The sequence below is a fragment of the Pseudomonas sp. B21-032 genome (genome assembly GCF_024748965.1).
In the GTDB taxonomy this organism is placed as follows: Bacteria; Pseudomonadota; Gammaproteobacteria; order Pseudomonadales; family Pseudomonadaceae; genus Aquipseudomonas.
Genome location: NZ_CP087180.1, coordinates 4,236,656 through 4,254,226, shown reverse-complemented (window position 1 = coordinate 4,254,226; position 17,571 = coordinate 4,236,656). Strand labels below are relative to the sequence as shown.

The 17,571-nt window shown below is 62.4% G+C and carries 19 protein-coding genes and 1 pseudogene; 18 read left to right on the top strand and 2 right to left on the bottom strand.

The features are described 5' to 3' along the window. Positions 1-598 precede the first annotated feature (598 nt). The 3 genes and pseudogenes from rluC (at position 599) to LOY54_RS19525 (ending at position 3,221) form a co-directional block, all read left to right on the top strand. On the top strand, positions 599-1,555 hold the full coding sequence (gene rluC / locus LOY54_RS19535) for a 23S rRNA pseudouridine(955/2504/2580) synthase RluC (RefSeq protein ID WP_045195176.1): 957 nt from the start codon (positions 599-601) through the stop codon (positions 1,553-1,555). Then, the gene (locus tag LOY54_RS19530) at positions 1,545-2,237 is read left to right on the top strand and encodes an HAD family hydrolase (RefSeq protein WP_045195174.1); all 693 of its coding nucleotides are present in this window, start codon (positions 1,545-1,547) and stop codon (positions 2,235-2,237) included. Before rluC ends, LOY54_RS19530 begins: the two co-directional genes overlap by 11 nt. Then, positions 2,230-3,221, top strand: a pseudogene (locus LOY54_RS19525) (S49 family peptidase). The gene LOY54_RS19530 and the pseudogene LOY54_RS19525 overlap by 8 nt, the downstream one beginning before the upstream one ends. 52 nt (positions 3,222-3,273) lie before the next feature. On the opposite strand, the gene LOY54_RS19520 reads toward LOY54_RS19525, so the two are convergent. Next, a complete protein-coding gene (locus LOY54_RS19520) occupies positions 3,274-3,852 on the bottom strand; it encodes a nucleoside triphosphate pyrophosphatase (RefSeq protein WP_213603585.1) in 579 nt (192 codons plus the stop codon). A 95-nt stretch (positions 3,853-3,947) separates the two neighbouring features. Here LOY54_RS19520 and LOY54_RS19515 point away from each other — a divergent pair, with 95 nt between their 5' ends. From LOY54_RS19515 to LOY54_RS19460, 12 genes are all read left to right on the top strand, one after another. Beyond that, complete coding sequence (locus LOY54_RS19515; protein ID WP_045195168.1) at positions 3,948-4,475, top strand: YceD family protein; 528 nt, start codon at positions 3,948-3,950, stop codon at positions 4,473-4,475. Positions 4,476-4,488: 13 nt separating this feature from the next. Further along, positions 4,489-4,671, top strand: a complete 183-nt coding sequence (gene rpmF / locus LOY54_RS19510) for a 50S ribosomal protein L32 (RefSeq protein WP_010223221.1) — start codon at positions 4,489-4,491, stop codon at positions 4,669-4,671. Positions 4,672-4,674: 3 nt separating this feature from the next. Continuing rightward, positions 4,675-5,685, top strand: coding sequence for a phosphate acyltransferase PlsX (gene plsX, locus LOY54_RS19505; RefSeq protein ID WP_408980530.1), 1,011 nt, complete (start codon positions 4,675-4,677; stop codon positions 5,683-5,685). 129 nt (positions 5,686-5,814) lie between these two features. Beyond that, positions 5,815-6,753 carry an ACP S-malonyltransferase gene (fabD, locus tag LOY54_RS19500; protein ID WP_258607635.1) on the top strand — a complete coding sequence of 313 codons (939 nt, stop codon included), beginning with the start codon at positions 5,815-5,817 and terminating at the stop codon, positions 6,751-6,753. A gap of 16 nt (positions 6,754-6,769) precedes the next feature. Then, positions 6,770-7,510, top strand: a complete 741-nt coding sequence (fabG, locus tag LOY54_RS19495; protein ID WP_038994156.1) for a 3-oxoacyl-ACP reductase FabG — start codon at positions 6,770-6,772, stop codon at positions 7,508-7,510. Between the two features lie 196 nt (positions 7,511-7,706). Next, positions 7,707-7,943: an acyl carrier protein gene (gene acpP / locus LOY54_RS19490; RefSeq protein ID WP_003175607.1), complete on the top strand. Its 237-nt coding sequence runs from the start codon at positions 7,707-7,709 to the stop codon at positions 7,941-7,943. 104 nt (positions 7,944-8,047) lie between these two features. Continuing rightward, positions 8,048-9,292, top strand: a complete 1,245-nt coding sequence (gene fabF, locus LOY54_RS19485) for a beta-ketoacyl-ACP synthase II (protein ID WP_045195160.1) — start codon at positions 8,048-8,050, stop codon at positions 9,290-9,292. Further along, the gene (pabC, locus tag LOY54_RS19480; RefSeq protein WP_093380584.1) at positions 9,292-10,107 is read left to right on the top strand and encodes an aminodeoxychorismate lyase; all 816 of its coding nucleotides are present in this window, start codon (positions 9,292-9,294) and stop codon (positions 10,105-10,107) included. The genes fabF and pabC overlap by 1 nt, the downstream gene beginning before the upstream one ends. Positions 10,108-10,110: 3 nt before the next feature. Then, positions 10,111-11,256: an endolytic transglycosylase MltG gene (gene mltG, locus LOY54_RS19475; RefSeq protein WP_195884746.1), complete on the top strand. Its 1,146-nt coding sequence runs from the start codon at positions 10,111-10,113 to the stop codon at positions 11,254-11,256. A gap of 19 nt (positions 11,257-11,275) precedes the next feature. Beyond that, positions 11,276-11,908 carry a dTMP kinase gene (gene tmk / locus LOY54_RS19470; protein WP_045195155.1) on the top strand — a complete coding sequence of 211 codons (633 nt, stop codon included), beginning with the start codon at positions 11,276-11,278 and terminating at the stop codon, positions 11,906-11,908. Beyond that, positions 11,901-12,887, top strand: coding sequence for a DNA polymerase III subunit delta' (locus LOY54_RS19465; protein ID WP_258594441.1), 987 nt, complete (start codon positions 11,901-11,903; stop codon positions 12,885-12,887). The genes tmk and LOY54_RS19465 overlap by 8 nt, the downstream gene beginning before the upstream one ends. Before the next feature lie 43 nt (positions 12,888-12,930). Further along, positions 12,931-13,713: a TatD family hydrolase gene (locus tag LOY54_RS19460; protein ID WP_258607633.1), complete on the top strand. Its 783-nt coding sequence runs from the start codon at positions 12,931-12,933 to the stop codon at positions 13,711-13,713. Positions 13,714-13,948: 235 nt separating this feature from the next. Here the strand turns inward: LOY54_RS19460 and LOY54_RS19455 are convergent, their stop codons facing one another. Further along, on the bottom strand, positions 13,949-15,082 hold the full coding sequence (locus LOY54_RS19455) for an aminotransferase class V-fold PLP-dependent enzyme (protein ID WP_258607631.1): 1,134 nt from the start codon (positions 15,080-15,082) through the stop codon (positions 13,949-13,951). A gap of 72 nt (positions 15,083-15,154) precedes the next feature. Between LOY54_RS19455 and LOY54_RS19450 the strand changes: the two genes are divergently transcribed. The 3 genes from LOY54_RS19450 (at position 15,155) to LOY54_RS19440 (ending at position 17,561) form a co-directional block, all read left to right on the top strand. Continuing rightward, positions 15,155-15,793, top strand: a complete 639-nt coding sequence (locus LOY54_RS19450) for a TetR/AcrR family transcriptional regulator (RefSeq protein ID WP_045195146.1) — start codon at positions 15,155-15,157, stop codon at positions 15,791-15,793. Positions 15,794-15,920: 127 nt separating this feature from the next. After that, on the top strand, positions 15,921-16,889 hold the full coding sequence (locus LOY54_RS19445; RefSeq protein ID WP_258607629.1) for a GTP 3',8-cyclase MoaA: 969 nt from the start codon (positions 15,921-15,923) through the stop codon (positions 16,887-16,889). Positions 16,890-16,955: 66 nt separating this feature from the next. Beyond that, positions 16,956-17,561 carry a DUF4823 domain-containing protein gene (locus LOY54_RS19440; protein ID WP_045195142.1) on the top strand — a complete coding sequence of 202 codons (606 nt, stop codon included), beginning with the start codon at positions 16,956-16,958 and terminating at the stop codon, positions 17,559-17,561. Positions 17,562-17,571 lie beyond the last annotated feature (10 nt).

The window sequence follows — 17,571 nt, the reverse complement described above, 5'->3', positions numbered from 1 at the left end:
GCGACGACGCGTCCTGCTTGCTGTGGTGTCAAATGCACTCAGTCAGGAGGAGGAATCAGCCTTCGGCCGTGGACGCCCGTGGGGCATCTTGATCAAGACCGGGTCCGGTCGCCTGGCCAATAGGCCGGTGGACTGGACGCAGTACTACACGGTCCGACGGTTGTGCATCTCCACCCTACACGTATCCCTGATAATTCGGGTGCTGCCGCGCGCTGAATCCGCAACGGGTTGCATTTTCGCCAGCTCCATACGGGAGCCCGCGCCTTTTATGTCCAAGGCTGGTATTTCCGAAGCCGTCGCCATGACTGCGTGAAATTGACGGCACTGACAGAGTGGCAGCGAAAAAAACGTGGGGGAGGGTGAAATACCGCTCTTGTAGTTTTTTATCGGTCTTCTCTGCACGGCGCTGGTGGCGATTCCAGGCATTTCTGTAAACTGGCGAAAGCCCCGTCGGACGGCCTCGCGTCCTCGAGAATTGCGTCGGTCAGGGCCGGCTGAAAGCCGTGAGTCCGCTGGCCAGCCGCTTTTGGCGGCGTTCGCGACTATAGCAGCAATCATTAAGTGCTTCAAATCCATAAAAAATTGTTATGATTGGCAAATGACGACTACTGCCCCTCCGACCTCCGGCGTCCAGCTGATCGAGGTCGCGCCGGAACTTGCCGGCCAACGAATCGATAATTTCCTCGTAACGAAGCTCAAGGGTGTTCCCAAGACCTTGATTTACCGCATTTTGCGTAAAGGCGAAGTGCGCGTGAACAAGGGCCGGATCAAGCCCGAGTACAAGCTGCAGGCGGGCGACATCGTGCGCGTGCCGCCCGTTCGTCTGCCCGAGCGCGACGAGCCGGTACCGGTGGCCCAGGGTTTGCTTCAGCGCCTTGAGGCGGCGATTGTCTACGAAGACAAGGCGCTGATTGTGCTCAACAAGCCGGCCGGCATCGCCGTGCACGGTGGCAGCGGCCTGAATTTCGGCGTGATCGAAGCCTTTCGTCAGATGCGCCCGGACGCCAAGGAGCTGGAGCTGGTCCATCGCCTGGACCGCGACACCTCGGGCCTGTTGATGATTGCCAAGAAACGCAGCATGTTGCGCCATTTGCACGCTGCCCTGCGCGGCGACGGTGTCGACAAGCGCTACATGGCCCTGGTCCGCGGTCATTGGGCCACCGCCAAGAAGCAGGTCAATGCGCCGTTGCTCAAGAGCAACCTGCGCTCCGGCGAGCGCATGGTCGAGGTCAATGACGAAGGCAAGGAAGCGCTGACGATCTTCCGCGTGCTGCGCCGTTTTGGCGAATTTGCCACCATTGTCGAGGCGCGGCCGATCACCGGTCGTACCCACCAGATCCGCGTGCATGCCCTGCATGCCGGGCATTGCATTGCTGGCGACAGCAAGTATGGCGATGAAGATTTCACCCGCGAGATCCGCGACCTGGGCGGCAAGCGCCTGTTCCTGCATGCTTATGCCCTGACCGTGCCGCTGCCTGATGGCGGCGAGCTCAAGCTCGAAGCGCCGGTAGACGAAATGTGGGCCAAGACCGTGGAGCGCCTGGGTGCAGCGTAATTACGACCTGCTGATCTTCGACTGGGACGGCACCCTCGCCGACTCCATCGGCCGCATCGTCGAGGCCATGCACCTGGCCGCCGGTCGCGCCGGCTATGCCATCTGCGCGGATGACGCGGTCAAAGGTATCATTGGCCTAGCGTTGCCCGAGGCCATCAGCGTGTTGTATCCGCAGCTGGATGCCGAGCAGATCGTGCAGTTTCGCCAGCACTATGCCGACGTGTACATGGCCCTGGATGACCAGCCTTCGCCGCTGTTCGAGGGGGTGGTTGAGTCGCTGGAGGCCTTTCGGGCCGAGGGTTATCGCCTGGCGGTAGCCACCGGCAAGGCCCGGCGCGGGCTCGACCGGGTCTTGCGCGCCAACGGTTGGGAAGATTACTTCGATATCACCCGTGCAGCCGACGAAAGCCGCGGCAAGCCGCACCCGCAGATGCTTGAAGAGATTCTTGCCCATTGCCAGGTCGAACCGCAGCGGGCATTGATGGTCGGAGATTCTTCCTTCGACTTGTTGATGGCCAGCAATGCCGGCATGCATTCGGTGGCGGTGGGTTACGGCGCCATGTCGCTTGAGGCCTTGAGTGCCTTCGGGCCACAGGTGTGTATCGATCATTTTTCACAGTTGCAGGCCTGGCTTCGCTGCACGCCTGCAGCAGTACATTCCAGGGTAGGTGAGCATGGCTGACGAGTGGAAGGCGCCCAGCGCCGAAAGTAACGACAGCAACGAAGAACAGAAGAGCTGGAAGCTGCTGGAGAAAACCCTCCTGGCCGGTGTTCAGGAGCAGCGTCGGGCGCGGCGCTGGGGATCTTTTTCAAGCTGCTGACCTTTGTTTACCTGTTCGGCATTTTTGCCCTGTTCACGCCTTTGATGAACATGGACAAGGCGGCCTCGCGCAGCGTCAGCCATACCGCGCTGGTCGAGGTGCGCGGCATGATCGCCGACCAGGAGCCGGCCAGTGCCGACAATATCGTCAGCGGCCTGCGCGAAGCGTTCAAGGACCCGAAAACCAAGGCGGTGATCCTGCGTATCAACAGCCCGGGCGGCAGTCCGGTGCAGTCAGGTTACATCTACGATGAAATCCGCCGCCTGCGTGCCGAATACCCGACCATCAAGCTGTATGCGGTAATCAGCGATCTCGGCGCTTCCGGCGCTTACTACATCGCCAGTGCCGCTGATCAGATCTACGCCGACAAGGCCAGCCTGGTGGGCTCCATCGGTGTAACGGCGGCCGGTTACGGTTTTGTCGGCACCATGGAAAAGCTCGGCGTCGAGCGTCGTACCTATACCGCGGGTGAGCACAAGGCCTTCCTTGATCCGTTCCAGCCGCAAAAGCCTGAAGAGACGGCGTTCTGGCAGGGCGTGCTGGAAACCACCCACAAGCAGTTCATTGCCAGTGTCAAGCAGGGTCGTGGCGAGCGCCTCAAGGACAAGGAGCACCCTGAGCTGTTCAGTGGTCTGATCTGGTCGGGCGAGCAAGCCCTCTCCCTGGGCCTGGTGGATGGCCTGGGCAGCGCCGGCTACGTGGCGCGCGAGGTGGTAGGGGAGAAGGAGCTGGTTGACTTCACCGTCGAGGAGTCGCCGTTCGATCGCTTCTCCAAGCGCCTGGGGGCCAGTGTGGCCGAGCACCTGGCGATGTGGATGGGCTTTCAGGGGCCATCGCTGCGTTGATTGCCTGGTGCATTGAAAAAGCCGACCTTCGAGGTCGGCTTTTTTGTGCGCGTCAGGGCAGGCTGACGCCTTCGGCCTGCAGCATATCTACCAGGCGGATCAGTGGCAGGCCGATCAGGCTGGTGGCATCCACGCCGTGGGTGCTCTGGAACAGGCTGACGCCCAGGCCTTCGGCCTTGAAGCTGCCGGCGCAGTCGTAGGGCTGTTCGGCGCGCAGGTAGCGCTCGATGCGTGGCAGGTCCAGTTCGCGCATGTTTACCGTGAACGGCACGCAGTCGACCTGGCAGTGGCCGGTGGCGCTGTTGAGCAGCGCCAGGCCGGTGAGAAAGGTCACATGGTTGCCGCTGGCTGCCAGCAGTTGCTCGCAGGCGCGCTCGAAGGTGTGCGGCTTGCCGAGGATCTGCTCGCCGAGCACCGCGACCTGGTCGGAGCCGATGATCAGGTGCCCGGGATGGCTGCCGGCCAGGGCCTGGGCTTTCTCCCGGGCCAGGCGCTTGACCAGCTCAAGGGCGGGCTCTTCGTCCAGCCGATGTTCGTCGATATCCGGCGATGCCCAACTGAAGGGCAGGCGCAGACGCTCGAGCAGTTCGCGTCGGTAGGGTGAGCTGGAAGCCAGTAATAAAGGCAGCATGATAGACTCCTGAACAGGTGAAACGATTCTAACATGCTGAACGGAGCCGAATTTCCTTTGACAGGGGCGGGGGTCATCCCTAGAATGCTGCGCCTATGTTGAATGACCCGATTCCACCTCACGTTGACCCGCGCAAATTGGCCGATCGTGGTGTTTCCCTCGAAGGAACACTGCAGCTCGCCGATTTGGAGAGACTCTGCGACCCGCTTTCCGACACTGTCGGTACGGTGCAGGCTAAATTCGATTTTGAGCGCGACGAGCAGAAGGCTGTGGTTATCCACACCGACCTGCGTGTCGAGGTCAAGATGGTTTGCCAGCGTTGTCTTGAGCTGGTCACCCTGCCGATCCACAGCGAATGTACTTACGCCGTGGTGAAGGAGGGTGCGAATACCCAGTCGTTGCCGAAAGGTTATGACGTGCTGGAACTGGGCGAAGATCCTTTGGATCTGCAGGCCTTGGTCGAGGAAGAGCTTCTGCTCGCCTTGCCTATCGTGCCTGCTCATCATCCGGAAGAATGCCAGCAGCCGGCGGGCGCCGATGAGCCCGAACCGAGCAAGGACGAGGTAACACGGTCCAACCCGTTCAGTGTATTGGCGCAGTTAAAGCGTGACCCAAACGTTTAGGAGTTAATCAATTATGGCTGTTCAGCAGAACAAAAAATCCCGCTCTGCCCGTGACATGCGCCGTTCGCACGACGCCCTCTCGGAAAACGCTCTGTCCGTAGAGAAAACCACTGGTGAAGTGCACCTGCGTCACCACGTATCGCCAGAAGGCGTATACCGTGGTCGTAAAGTGATCGACAAGGGCGCTGACGAGTAATCCTTGTCCGCTCAGATCATCGCGATTGACGCAATGGGCGGGGACTTCGGTCCCCGCAGCATTGTTCAGGCGAGTATTGCTTGCCTGTCGGCTACCCCCTCGCTGCACCTGACCCTTGTCGGTCAACCCTCCCTCCTTGAAGATCTGATCGCTGGCCCGTCGGCAGCGGATCGCGCGCGCCTGCAGATCGTGGCCGCCAGCGAAGTGATCGGCATGGACGAGCGGCCGTCACAGGCGCTGCGCAGCAAGCCCGATTCGTCCATGCGCGTGGCCCTCGAATTATTGCGTGATGGCAAGGTTCAAGCCTGCGTCAGTGCCGGCAACACCGGTGCGCTGATGGCCCTTTCGCGCTATGTGCTGAAAACCCTGCCCGGTATCGATCGCCCGGCCATGGTTGCCGCCATTCCCACCCAGACCGGCTATTGCCAGCTGCTCGACCTGGGCGCCAATGTCGACTGCAGTGCAGAAAACCTCTATCAGTTTGCCGTGATGGGCTCGGTGGCCGCCCAGGCCCTGGGTATCTCGCGTCCGCGCGTAGCCTTGCTCAATGTTGGCACTGAAGACATCAAGGGCAACCAGCAGGTCAAGCTTGCGGCCAGCCTGCTGCAGAACGCCCGCGGCCTGAACTACATCGGTTTCGTCGAAGGTGACGGCTTGTACCGTGGCGAGGCGGATGTGGTGGTGTGCGACGGTTTTGTCGGCAATATCCTGCTCAAGTCCAGCGAGGGCCTGGCGACCATGATCGGCTCGCGCATCGAGGCGTTGTTCAAGGGCGGGCTCGGCGCGCGCCTGGCCGGCGCCGTGGCCATGCCCCTGCTGCGCCGCCTGCAGGCTGACCTGGCGCCGGCGCGACATAATGGCGCAAGCTTTCTCGGCCTGCAGGGCATTGTCATCAAGAGTCATGGCTCAGCCGGTGTACAGGGCTTGCAGAGCGCCATCCAGCGTGCCTTGATCGAGATCCAGGAGAACCTGCCGCAACGTTTGCACGGGCGCCTGGAAGACCTGTTGCTTTAGGCATATGCCTCAGGAAGTGGTTAAATGTGACCGCTTGGTCCTCGTTACCATCCAACTCTTCAGTTTCTTGTGCTCAGCCTGGTGCTGGGCGCTTTATTTCCGACGACAAGATCACTAGGGGCTTGTTCAATGTCTGCATCCCTCGCATTCGTCTTTCCCGGTCAAGGTTCGCAGTCCCTCGGCATGCTCGCCGAGCTGGGCGCCCAGCATCCGCTGGTCATTGATACCTTCCGTGAGGCCTCCGAGGCTCTGGGCTATGACCTCTGGGCGCTGACCCAGAACGGTCCGGAAGAGCAACTCAACCAAACCGACAAAACCCAGCCGGCCATCCTTACCGCCTCGATCGCTTTGTGGCGCCTGTGGCTGGCTGAGGGCGGCGCGCGTCCGGCGTTCGTTTCCGGTCACAGCCTGGGTGAGTACAGCGCCCTGGTCGCCGCCGGCAGCCTGAGCCTGGGTGACGCCGTTAAACTGGTCAAGCGCCGCGGCGAGCTCATGCAAGAGGCCGTACCGGCCGGGCAGGGCGCCATGGCGGCAATTCTTGGCCTGGACGACGCCGTTGTCGTGGGTATCTGCGCAGAAGCAGCCCAGGGCGAAGTGGTCAGTGCGGTGAACTTCAACTCGCCAGGCCAGGTAGTCATCGCCGGTGCCAAGGCCGCCGTTGAGCGTGCCATGGAAGCCTGTAAGGCTGCTGGCGCCAAGCGCGCACTGCCACTGCCGGTCAGCGTGCCGTCGCACTGTGAGCTGATGCGCCCGGCAGCCGAGCGCTTTGCCGAGTCGGTCAATGCCATCGACTGGCAGGCCCCGCAAATCCCGCTGGTGCAAAACGTCAGCGCTGCCGTTGCCGCGGACCTCGACACCCTCAAGCGCGATCTGCTAGAGCAGCTGTACAAGCCAGTGCGTTGGGTCGAGTGCGTGCAGACCCTGGCCGCCAATGGTGCGGTCAACCTGGTCGAATGCGGCCCGGGCAAGGTTCTGGCCGGTCTGAACAAGCGTTGCGCCGATGGCGTGACCACCTACAACCTCAATACCCCAGATGCTGTCGCCGCCACTCGTGCGGCGCTGGCCTGATTTAGGAGAAACTTGCATGAGCCTGCAAGGTAAAGTTGCCCTGGTTACCGGCGCCAGCCGTGGTATCGGCCAGGCTATCGCCCTGGAGCTGGGCCGTCTGGGCGCTACCGTGATCGGTACCGCCACCTCCGCTTCGGGCGCCGAGCGTATCGCCGCGACCCTCAAGGAGCACGGCATCACCGGCACTGGCCTTGAGCTGAACGTGACCAGCGACGAGTCGGTCACCGCTACCCTGGCCAAGATCCAGGAGCAGTTCGGTGCGCCGACCATTCTGGTCAACAACGCCGGCATCACCCGCGACAACCTCATGCTGCGCATGAAGGACGACGAGTGGTTCGACGTCATCGACACCAACCTGAACAGCCTCTACCGTCTGTCCAAGGGCGTGCTGCGCGGCATGACCAAGGCGCGCTGGGGTCGTATCATCAGCATCGGCTCGGTGGTCGGTGCCATGGGTAACGTCGGCCAGGTCAACTACGCTGCCGCCAAGGCCGGCCTGGAAGGCTTCAGCCGCGCCCTGGCGCGTGAAGTCGGCTCCCGCGCGATCACCGTCAACTCGGTGACCCCGGGCTTCATCGACACCGACATGACTCGCGAGCTGCCTGAAGCTCAGCGTGAAGCGCTGCAGACCCAGATCCCCCTGGGGCGTCTGGGCCAGGCTCAGGAGATCGCCAATGTGGTGGCTTTCCTGGCCTCCGAAGGTGCAGGTTATGTCACCGGCGCGACCATTCCGGTCAACGGCGGCATGTACATGTAAAATTGAATGTGACGGATTGCATCAAAAAAATGTCATACGAGCTGTCTAAAATCCGTTATAAAGCTGCAACCAGATTCTAGTCGGTTGGCAGGTGTGGTCTTGCAAGGCGTGTTGCGCTTGAAAAGCAGACGTCTTTCTATACACTTACACACCGGCCAGCTGCCTGACATATGTCCATTAGGAGTGAAAACAAGGTATGAGCACCATCGAAGAACGCGTCAAGAAAATCGTCGCCGAGCAACTGGGCGTTAAAGAAGAAGAAGTAGTGAACACTGCTTCCTTCGTCGAAGATCTGGGTGCCGATTCCCTTGACACCGTTGAGCTGGTGATGGCTCTGGAAGAGGAATTCGAGACCGAAATCCCTGACGAAGAAGCCGAGAAGATCACTACTGTTCAAGCTGCTATCGACTACGTCACCAGCCACCAGGCCTAAGACGTTGTAGTCGTCGCTTCTTGTCATGGAAAAACCGCACTGCCTTCGCCGGCGTGCGGTTTTTTCTTTACAAGAGATGTAGTCAATTGAATAAGGAGAGTGCTGTGTCGCGTAGACGCGTCGTGGTCACCGGTATGGGTATGCTGTCGCCACTGGGTACGGATGTGCCGAGCAGTTGGCAGGGCATTCTGGCTGGCCGCAGTGGCATAGGTCTGATCGAGCATACTGACCTGTCTGCCTACTCCACCCGTTTTGGCGGCTCGGTAAAGGGCTTTGAAGTCGAGCAGTACCTGTCGGTCAAGGAAGCCCGCAAGCTCGATCTGTTCATTCAGTACGGCCTGGCAGCCGGTTTTCAGGCAGTGCGTAACGCCGGCCTGGAAGTGACCGATGCCAACCGCGAGCGCATTGGCGTGGCCATGGGCTCGGGTATCGGTGGCCTGACCAACATCGAAGAAACCAGCCGGACCTTGCATGACCAGGGCCCGCGGCGTATTTCGCCGTTCTTCGTGCCGGGTTCGATCATCAACATGATTTCCGGTTTCCTGTCGATCCACCTGGGTGTACAGGGGCCTAACTACGCTATTTCCACCGCCTGCACCACCGGTACCCACTGTATCGGCATGGCTGCGCGCAACATCGCCTTCGGTGAAGCCGACGTGATGATCGCCGGCGGTGCGGAAATGGCCGCCTGTGGCCTGGGCATGGGTGGTTTCGGTGCGTCGCGGGCGCTGTCGACCCGCAACGACGACCCGACCCGCGCCAGCCGTCCGTGGGACAAGGGCCGTGATGGCTTCGTCCTCGCCGACGGTGCCGGTGCGCTGGTACTCGAAGAACTCGAGCACGCCAAGGCCCGCGGCGCGACCATCTATGCCGAGCTGGTAGGCTTTGGCATGAGTGGCGATGCCTACCACATGACCTCGCCGCCAGAAGATGGCAGCGGTGCCGCGCGCTGCATGGCCAACGCCCTGCGCGATGCCGGCCTGAACCCCGGCGAAGTCGATTACATCAACGCCCACGGCACCTCGACGCCGGCCGGCGACCTGGCAGAAAGCTCGGCGATCAAGTCGGTGTTTGGCGATCACGCCTACAAGCTGGCCGTCAGCTCGACCAAGTCGATGACCGGGCACCTGCTTGGCGCTGCCGGTGCCGTCGAGGCGATCTTCAGCGTGCTGTCGATCAACAGCCAGGTGGCGCCACCGACCATCAACCTGGACGAGCCGAGCGAAGGTTGCGACCTCGACTTCGTGCCGCACCAGGCGCGCAACATGCCGATCGAGGTGGTGCTGTCCAACTCCTTCGGTTTTGGTGGCACCAACGGCTCGCTGGTGTTCCGCCGGTTCGCCGGCTGATGCACAGCTGGGTCGATGGCCTGCCGGCAGATGCACTAACCCTGCAAAGCCGGGGGCTGGCCTATGGCGATGGTCTGTTCGAGACCATCGCCGTGCGCGCCGGTCGGCCATCGTTGCTCGAGTACCACCTCGAGCGCCTGGCGCTGGGTTGCCAGCGCCTGGCGATCAGCGCCGATCACGGCCTGATTCGCGACGAGCTATGCCGTTATGCCAGCTTGCTGGGTGACGGCGTGCTCAAGCTCATTGTTACCCGCGGCGACAGCCAGCGCGGCTACGCGCCGGCCGCTGGCGTGGCGCCACGACGAATTCTCCAGGGCAATCCCTTGCCCACCTATCCCGCAGGGCATGCCGAACAGGGCGTTCGCTTGTTCGATTGCCAGACCCGTCTGGCCGAGCAACCCTTGCTGGCAGGCTTGAAACACCTCAATCGCCTCGAGCAGGTGCTGGCCCGTGCCGAGTGGCAGGATGCCGCGCACGCCGAAGGTTTGATGCGCGATGTTTCCGGGCGCATCATCGAGGGGGTGTACAGCAACCTGTTCCTGGTGCGCGACGGCCAACTGCAGACTGCCGACCTGAGCCGCTGCGGGGTGGCCGGGGTCATGCGCGCAGCCTTGCTCGATCACGCCAGGGACGCCGCAATCGCTGTGCAGATTACCGACCTGAGCCTGCAGGACCTGCAGCAAGCTGACGAAGTGTTTGTCTGCAACAGCGTCTACGGCATCTGGCCGGTACAGGCTTTTACATCGCTGAACTGGCCGCCGGGGCCGCTCACCCGTAAACTGCAGGCCATTGCCCGTACGCTACTGGATGCCTGATTTGTGAGACGTAAATTCTTGGTGCTGCTGGAGATCGGCTTGATCCTGGCCGGCCTGACGCTGGGCTATTCGGCCTGGAAGGTAAAATCGGCGCTGGAGCAGACCCTGCACGTGACCCAGGAGCAGTTGCTCGACGTGCCCACCGGTACCACCCCCAACCGCATGTTCTACCGCATGCAGAACGACGGGGTGCTGGAAGACGCCTTCTGGCTGCGCCTGTACTGGCGTTTCAACATGGCTGGCGTGCCGCTGCATACCGGCGAGTACCGCATGACCCCGGGCATGACCGTGCGCGAGCTGTTCGAGGTCTGGCGTCGCGGTGATGTGGTGCAGTACACCCTGACGCTGGTCGAGGGCTGGAACTTCCGCCAGGTACGTGCGGCGCTGGCCAGGCACGAGAAGATCAAGAAAACCATCGACGGCCTGAGTGATGCCGAGGTCATGGACAAGCTTGGCCATCCGGGGGTGTTCCCTGAAGGTCGGTTCTTCCCCGATACCTATCGCTTTGTGCGCGGCATGAGCGATGTCGAGTTCCTCCAGCAGGCCTACGCGCGCCTGGAAGAAGTGCTGGCCAAGGAATGGGCTGAGCGCTCCAGCGATGTGCCGTATCGCGACCCGTACCAGGCGCTGATCATGGCGTCGCTGGTCGAGAAGGAAACCGGCGTACCGCAAGAGCGCGGGCAAATTGCCGGGGTGTTCGTGCGGCGCATGCGTATCGGCATGCTGCTGCAGACCGACCCGACGGTGATCTACGGCATGGGCGAACGCTACAACGGCAAAATCACCCGCGCCGACCTGCGCGAGCCGACGCCGTACAACACCTACACCAACGCCGGCCTGCCGCCGACGCCGATTGCCATGGTTGGCCGCGAAGCCATTCATGCCGCGTTGAACCCGACGCCGGGCAGCAGCCTGTATTTCGTGGCGCGTGGCGATGGCAGCCATGTGTTCTCCGATGACCTCGATGCGCACAATTCGGCCGTGCGCGAGTACCAGATCAAGCGCCGTGCCGACTACCGTTCGAGCCCGGCCCCGGTTACCGAACCTGAACCCGAGGCCCAGCCGCCGGCGCCGCAATCGCCGGATGTCAGCCCTGAGCCGGCGACCGAGCAAGCGGCGCCGGCCAGCGACGCGGCCTCCCCGCAATGACCCACTGTAAGGACTGCCTGTGAGCGGCTTGTTTATCACCCTGGAAGGCCCTGAAGGCGCGGGCAAAAGCACCAATCGCGAGTACCTCGCCGAGCACCTGCGCGGCGCCGGCCTGGATGTCGTGCTGACCCGCGAGCCGGGCGGCACGCCACTGGCCGAGCGAATCCGCGAACTGCTGCTGGCCCCCAGTGAAGAGAAGATGGATGCCGACACCGAGCTGCTGCTGGTGTTTGCCGCCCGTGCCCAGCACCTGGCCGAAGTCATTCGCCCGGCCCTGGCCCGTGGCGCGGTGGTGTTGTGCGACCGTTTTACCGATGCCACCTACGCCTATCAGGGCGGCGGGCGCGGCCTGTCGCTGGAGCGCATCGCCACCCTGGAGAATTTCGTCCAGGGCGATCTGCGCCCGGACCTGACCCTGGTGTTCGATCTGCCGGTGGCGATCGGTCTGTCGCGCGCTGCCGCCCGCGGCCGCCTGGACCGTTTCGAACAGGAAGGCCAGGCCTTCTTCGAAGCCGTGCGCCAGGCCTACCTGGCTCGCGCCCAGGCTTCGCCGCAGCAATACCGGCTGATCGATGCCGCTTTGCCGCTGGCTCAGGTACAGCAGGCGCTGGACGCCTTGCTGCCGCAGATTCTGGAGCGTTGCCGTGGCTGAGGCCTTTCCCTGGCAGCAGGCGCTGTGGCAGCAACTGGCCGGGCGCACCCAGCATGCCCATGCCTATCTGCTGCACGGTCCGCAAGGCATTGGCAAGCGGGCCCTGGCCGAGCGCCTGATGGCCTTGCTGCTGTGCCAGCGTGTGCAAGGGCTGCAGGCGTGTGGGCAGTGCAAGTCATGCCTGTTGCTCGCAGCCGGCAGCCACCCGGACAACTACGTGCTGGAGCCGGAAGAGGCCGACAAGCCGATCAAGGTCGACCAGGTCCGCGAGCTGGTGTCTTTCGTGGTGCAGACTGCGCAGTTGGGCGGGCGCAAGGTGATCTTGATCGAGCCGGTCGAGGCGATGAACGTCAACGCCGCCAACGCCTTGCTCAAAAGCCTTGAAGAGCCCTCGGGCAATACTGTTCTGCTGCTGGTCAGCCATCAGCCCAGCCGCCTGTTGCCAACCATCAAGAGCCGCTGCCAGCAGCAGGCCTGCCCGCTGCCGAGCCGCGAGCAAAGCCTGGCCTGGCTCGAACAGGCCTTGCCCGACTGCGACGAGCAGGAGCGCCTGGAGTTGCTCAGCCTGGCCGCCGGCTCGCCGTTGGCGGCCGTCAGTCTGCAGGCCCAGGGTGTGCGCGAGCAGCGCGCGCTGGTGGTCGATGGGGTGAAGAAGCTGCTCAAGCAGCAGCAATCGCCTAGCCAGCTGGCCGACGCCTGGAATGCCATTCCCTTGCTGCAACTGTTCGACTGGTTCTGCGACTGGTCCAGCCTGGTCCTGCGTTATCAGTTGACCCAGGACGAGGAGGGGTTAGGCTTGAGCGATATGCGCAAGGTGGTCCAGTACCTGGCGCAGAAGAGCAGCCAGGCCAGGGTCCTGGAGATCCAGGACTGGATTCTGGCCCAGCGCCAGAAGGTCCTGGGCAAGGCCAACCTCAATCGGGTGCTGTTGCTCGAGGCGCTGCTGGCGTCCTGGGCGATGTTGCCGGGCCAGCGTTGAGCTGCGCCGTTCCTTCATTTCTTTTCAGCGTTGTCATGCACCCATGCTTGTAGATTCCCATTGCCACCTCGACCGTCTTGACCTCACCGCCCACCAGGGCTCCCTGGATGCGGCCCTGGACGCTGCCCGCGCGCGCGGCGTCGGCCACTTCCTGTGCATCGGCATCAGCGCCGACAACGCCCAGGCGGTCAAGGACCTGAGCGAGCGTTACAGTGATGTCGACTGCTCGGTGGGCATCCACCCGCTCGACCTCACCCCCGATGGCGCGCCGCCGCTGGACTGGCTGCTCAAGGAGCTGGAGCACCCGCATGTGGTGGCGATTGGCGAGACCGGCCTGGACTATCACTATGAGCCGGAAGCGGCTCAGGTGCAGCAGGACTCGTTCCGCCTGCACCTGGAGGCAGCCAGGGTAACCGGCAAGCCGGTGATCATCCATACCCGCGCGGCGCGCGCCGACACCCTGGCCTTGCTGCGTGAAGCGGACCTCAAGCAGGCCGGCGTTCTGCATTGCTTCACTGAAGACTGGGACATGGCCAGGGCGGCGCTGGACCTGGGCTACTACATTTCGCTGTCGGGCATCGTCACCTTCCGCAATGCCGATGCGTTGCGCGATGTGGCCCGCCAGGTGCCTGCCGATCGGCTACTGGTCGAGACCGACTCGCCGTACCTGGCGCCGATCCCCTACCGCGGCAAGGCCAACTTGCCAGAGTACGTGCGTGAAGTGGCGGAGTTCGTGGCGATGGTGCGCGGTGAAAGTTATGAGCAACTGGCTGAACAGACCACGGCCAACTTCAAGCGCCTGTTTCCGTTGGCGCGGGTGGCCTGAGCCCGCGGGCGGTAAAAACCGCAGGCAAAAAAAACCCGGGTTCTGGGGGGTGAATCCGGGTTAAGACCATTAGGAGTAAAACAAAGGCACGCGGTCCCTGAGCACCTTTATCGGCGCGCCACATGGGGGGATGCGCTGCGCCAACACCTGAAGTATTGGCCAGGATTGACGCGCCGCCAGCCACAGCTGGTCGTTTTTTAAACAGATTTGGAATACGCCTGCCGCTGCTGAGCACTCATCGCTCTGCGATCTCGCGCACAATGGCCAGAGTTTCGTCGATTATCTGCCTAGGTGTGTAGAAGTGCGGGGAAAATCGCACCCCGGGGCCACGCGGAATGCAGATCACCTGTTCCTGCTTGAGGCGCTGATAAACCTGGGCATTCTCGACGCCCTCAATGCTGAAGGACACGATCCCTGAGCGACGCGCAGGCTCCTGCGGGCTGTGTACGCGGACCCCAGGGATCGCTGCCAGGCCTTCGTTGAGCCAGTACACCCGCTCCAGCAGCGCTGTGGCCACTTGATTGATGCCCACTTCTTCGAGTAGCGCCAGGCTGGATTCCAGTGCCGCTGCACCAAGCATGTTCGGGCTGCCGCATTCAAAGCGCCGGGCGCTGTGGGCCGGCTGCCATTCGCTGCGGCTGTAGTCGCCCATGTGTTCGAGCATGTGCCAGCCGTACTCGCTGAGCTTGAGCAGCGGGCGTACCTCGGCGCGGCAATAGAACACCCCGAGGCCTTCCGGGCCGAGCATCCATTTGTGCCCATCGGCCATGGCAAAGTCGCACTGATAGGCCTGGACGTCGAAGGGCAGGGCGCCCAATTGCTGGATGGCGTCGATGCAGAACAACACCTCACGCTCACGACAGCCTTGGCCCAGACGCACCAGGTCAAGGCGCAGGCCGCTGGCAAACTGCACGGCGCTGATTGCCAGCAGGCGCACCTTGGGGCCGCAGGCCGCGAGCAAGGCCGCCTCCGGGTCGCTGCCCTTGAGGCTTACCTGGATGACGCTGACGCCTTTGTCGGCCAGGGCTTCCCAGACAATCCGGTTGGAGGGGAATTCTTCGTCGCTGATGACGATCTGGTCGCCGGCCTGCCAGTCGATACCGAAGGCGACGAAAGACAGCGCTTCGGAGGTGTTCTTGACCAATGCGATGTCATCCGTCGACGGTGCATTCGTCAGGCGCATCAGGCGTTCACGTAAACGCTGCTCCATGGCCATCCAGTCCGGATAGTCCCTTGCACCGAGCAAAACGTTCTCGCTGGCGAAGCGCGAAACCGCCTGGCTGGCGCGTTTGGGCCAGGGTGCGACCGCGGCATGGTTCAGATAACGAAGCCCCGGGGCCTGTTCAAACTCATCAAGAAACATAGACATGGTTGGATGATCCGTGCATTTTGGCGCAAGTTAGGCATAATAACCGGCTTCGATTTTGATCCAGTCCTTCTTATGCAGAAAGAACCTCGTAAGGTCCGTGAGTTTCGTCGCCGAGAGCAAGAAATTCTCGATACCGCGCTCAAGCTGTTTCTCGAACAGGGTGAAGACAGTGTCACCGTCGAGATGATCGCTGATGCCGTCGGTATCGGCAAAGGCACGATCTACAAGCATTTCAAATCCAAGGCGGAGATCTACCTGCGCCTGATGCTCGACTACGAGCGCGATTTGAACGAACTGCTGCACTCTGCCGACGTCGACCGCGACAAGGAAGCCCTGTCGCGCGCCTACTTCGAATTCCGCATGCGTGATCCGCAGCGCTACCGCCTGTTCGACCGTCTCGAAGAGAAGGTGGTCAAGGGCAACCAGGTGCCGGAGATGGTCGAGGAGCTGCACAAGATCCGCGCCTCCAACTTCGACCGCCTGACCCTGCTGATCAAGGGTCGCATCAGCGAAGGCAAGCTTGAGGACGTACCGCCGTACTTCCACTACTGCGCGGCCTGGGCCCTGGTGCATGGGGCCGTGGCGCTCTACCACTCGCCGTTCTGGAGCAACGTCCTGGAAGATCAGGAAGGCTTCTTCCAGTTCCTCATGGACATCGGCGTGCGCATGGGCAACAAGCGCAAGCGCGACCCGGATACCGCCGGTAGCTGAGACATTCAGCCAAACCATGGCGCTACTGGGATTGGGTGGCGAGGAATATACTCAGGTATGAGGCTTGCAAAAACCTGATTTTTGAGTCAGGTTTTGCAGGCCCGATTCACCCATGCCGGAGTCACCCATGATCGTCGACCGCCAAGGCAGGCGTTTTCGCAATTTGCGTGTCAGCCTCACGGCTGCCTGCAACTACGCCTGTACCTATTGTGTGCCCGACGGCAAGCGTCTGGTCGCGGCCCAGGACGAGCTCTCGGCCGAGGCCATGGCCCGCGGCGTGGCTTATCTGGTCGAGGCCGCCGGTATCGAGCGGGTGCGCGTCACCGGCGGCGAGCCGCTGGTCAGCCCCAAGCTGGAAACCTTCCTCAGCGCCATTGCCAATCTGGGCCTGGATGAAATCAGCCTGACCACCAACGGCCAGTTGCTGGCGCGCAAGCTGCCGTTGCTGCGCGCGGCGGGTATCCGTCGCCTCAACGTTTCCCTCGACACCCTTGATCCGGATGCCTTCCGGCGCATTGCCCGTGGCGGCGACCTGGCCACTGTGCTCGACGGCATGAGCCAGGCCAGCGCCGCCGGCATGCAGATCAAGGTCAACATGGTGCCGTTGCGCGGGCAGAACTTCGACCAGGTGCTGCCGCTGCTGGAGTACTGCCTGGCCCACGGCTACGAGCTGCGCTTCATCGAGCTGATGCGCATGGGGCACCTGGCGCGCGACAGCAATGCCTTTTTGCAGCAGTTCGTCAGCCTTGAGCACTTGCTGCAATTGATCGGCGAGCAGTACGAGTACCTGCAGGCCAACGCGCCGGTGGATGCCACCGCCTTGCGCTACCAGATCCCGGGCCAGGGTTATTTTGGCGTGATCGCCAACGAGAGCGTGCCGTTCTGCCGTACCTGTTCGCGTTTGCGCCTGTCCTCCACCGGCTGGCTGCACGGTTGCCTGTCGTCGAGCAACCGTCACTATATCGGCGACCTGCTCGACAAGCCGCGCCACCAGGCCTTGCCGGCGCTACAGGGCTTGCTGGTCAAAGCCCTTGGCGACAAGCAGCCGGTGGCGTTTTCCGGTGGCGCGACGGTGATGAAAATCATCGGCGGCTAAGACTGGCGCAAAAGCTGCATCTGCCAGCTGTTCGCCGGTTTTCCGTCACCGGCCACTGGAGGATAGATGCGTAGCCTGGTTTTGCTGCTGGCGCTGACGGCGCTGGGCGGCTGCATGAATGTCAGCGATATGGGCGAGGGTGCCCGTTATCACATGAGCGATGCCGGTCTGCTCGATCACAGCGACACCCGTCGTTCGCTGTCGGTGCGCCTGCAGCCTGATTCATTCATTTACATTGGCCAGGGTGCTTTCGTGCCATCAGGCAAGGGCCCGTACCCGCGGCCCAACGTCGTGGCTGAAGAAGCCTTCAAGGGCTTTGTCGAGTACTTCCCGCTGGTTCGCCGTGCCCCTGCGCCGCTGGGCCTTGAGCAAGCGCTGATCGAAGCGCGTGAAGTCGGCGCCCATTACCTGCTGTACACCCGTTTTGCCCGCACCGACGATCGCATCGGCAATGGCGATGAGTGGTATGACGAGCAGGCGGTCGATCGTCTGGGTATCGATACTGGTGTGGTGCAGCTGATGCTGATTGAAACCAGCACCCGTTACCTGATCGACACCGCGCGGATCAAAAGCCGCGGCGGTTTGCTGACGTTCCACGACAACAAGCCGGAAGATTTGCTCCGCCCGCCACTCGAGGATTACGCTCGCAGTCTGTTGGGCATGAGTCGTTAAGGAGAGGGTG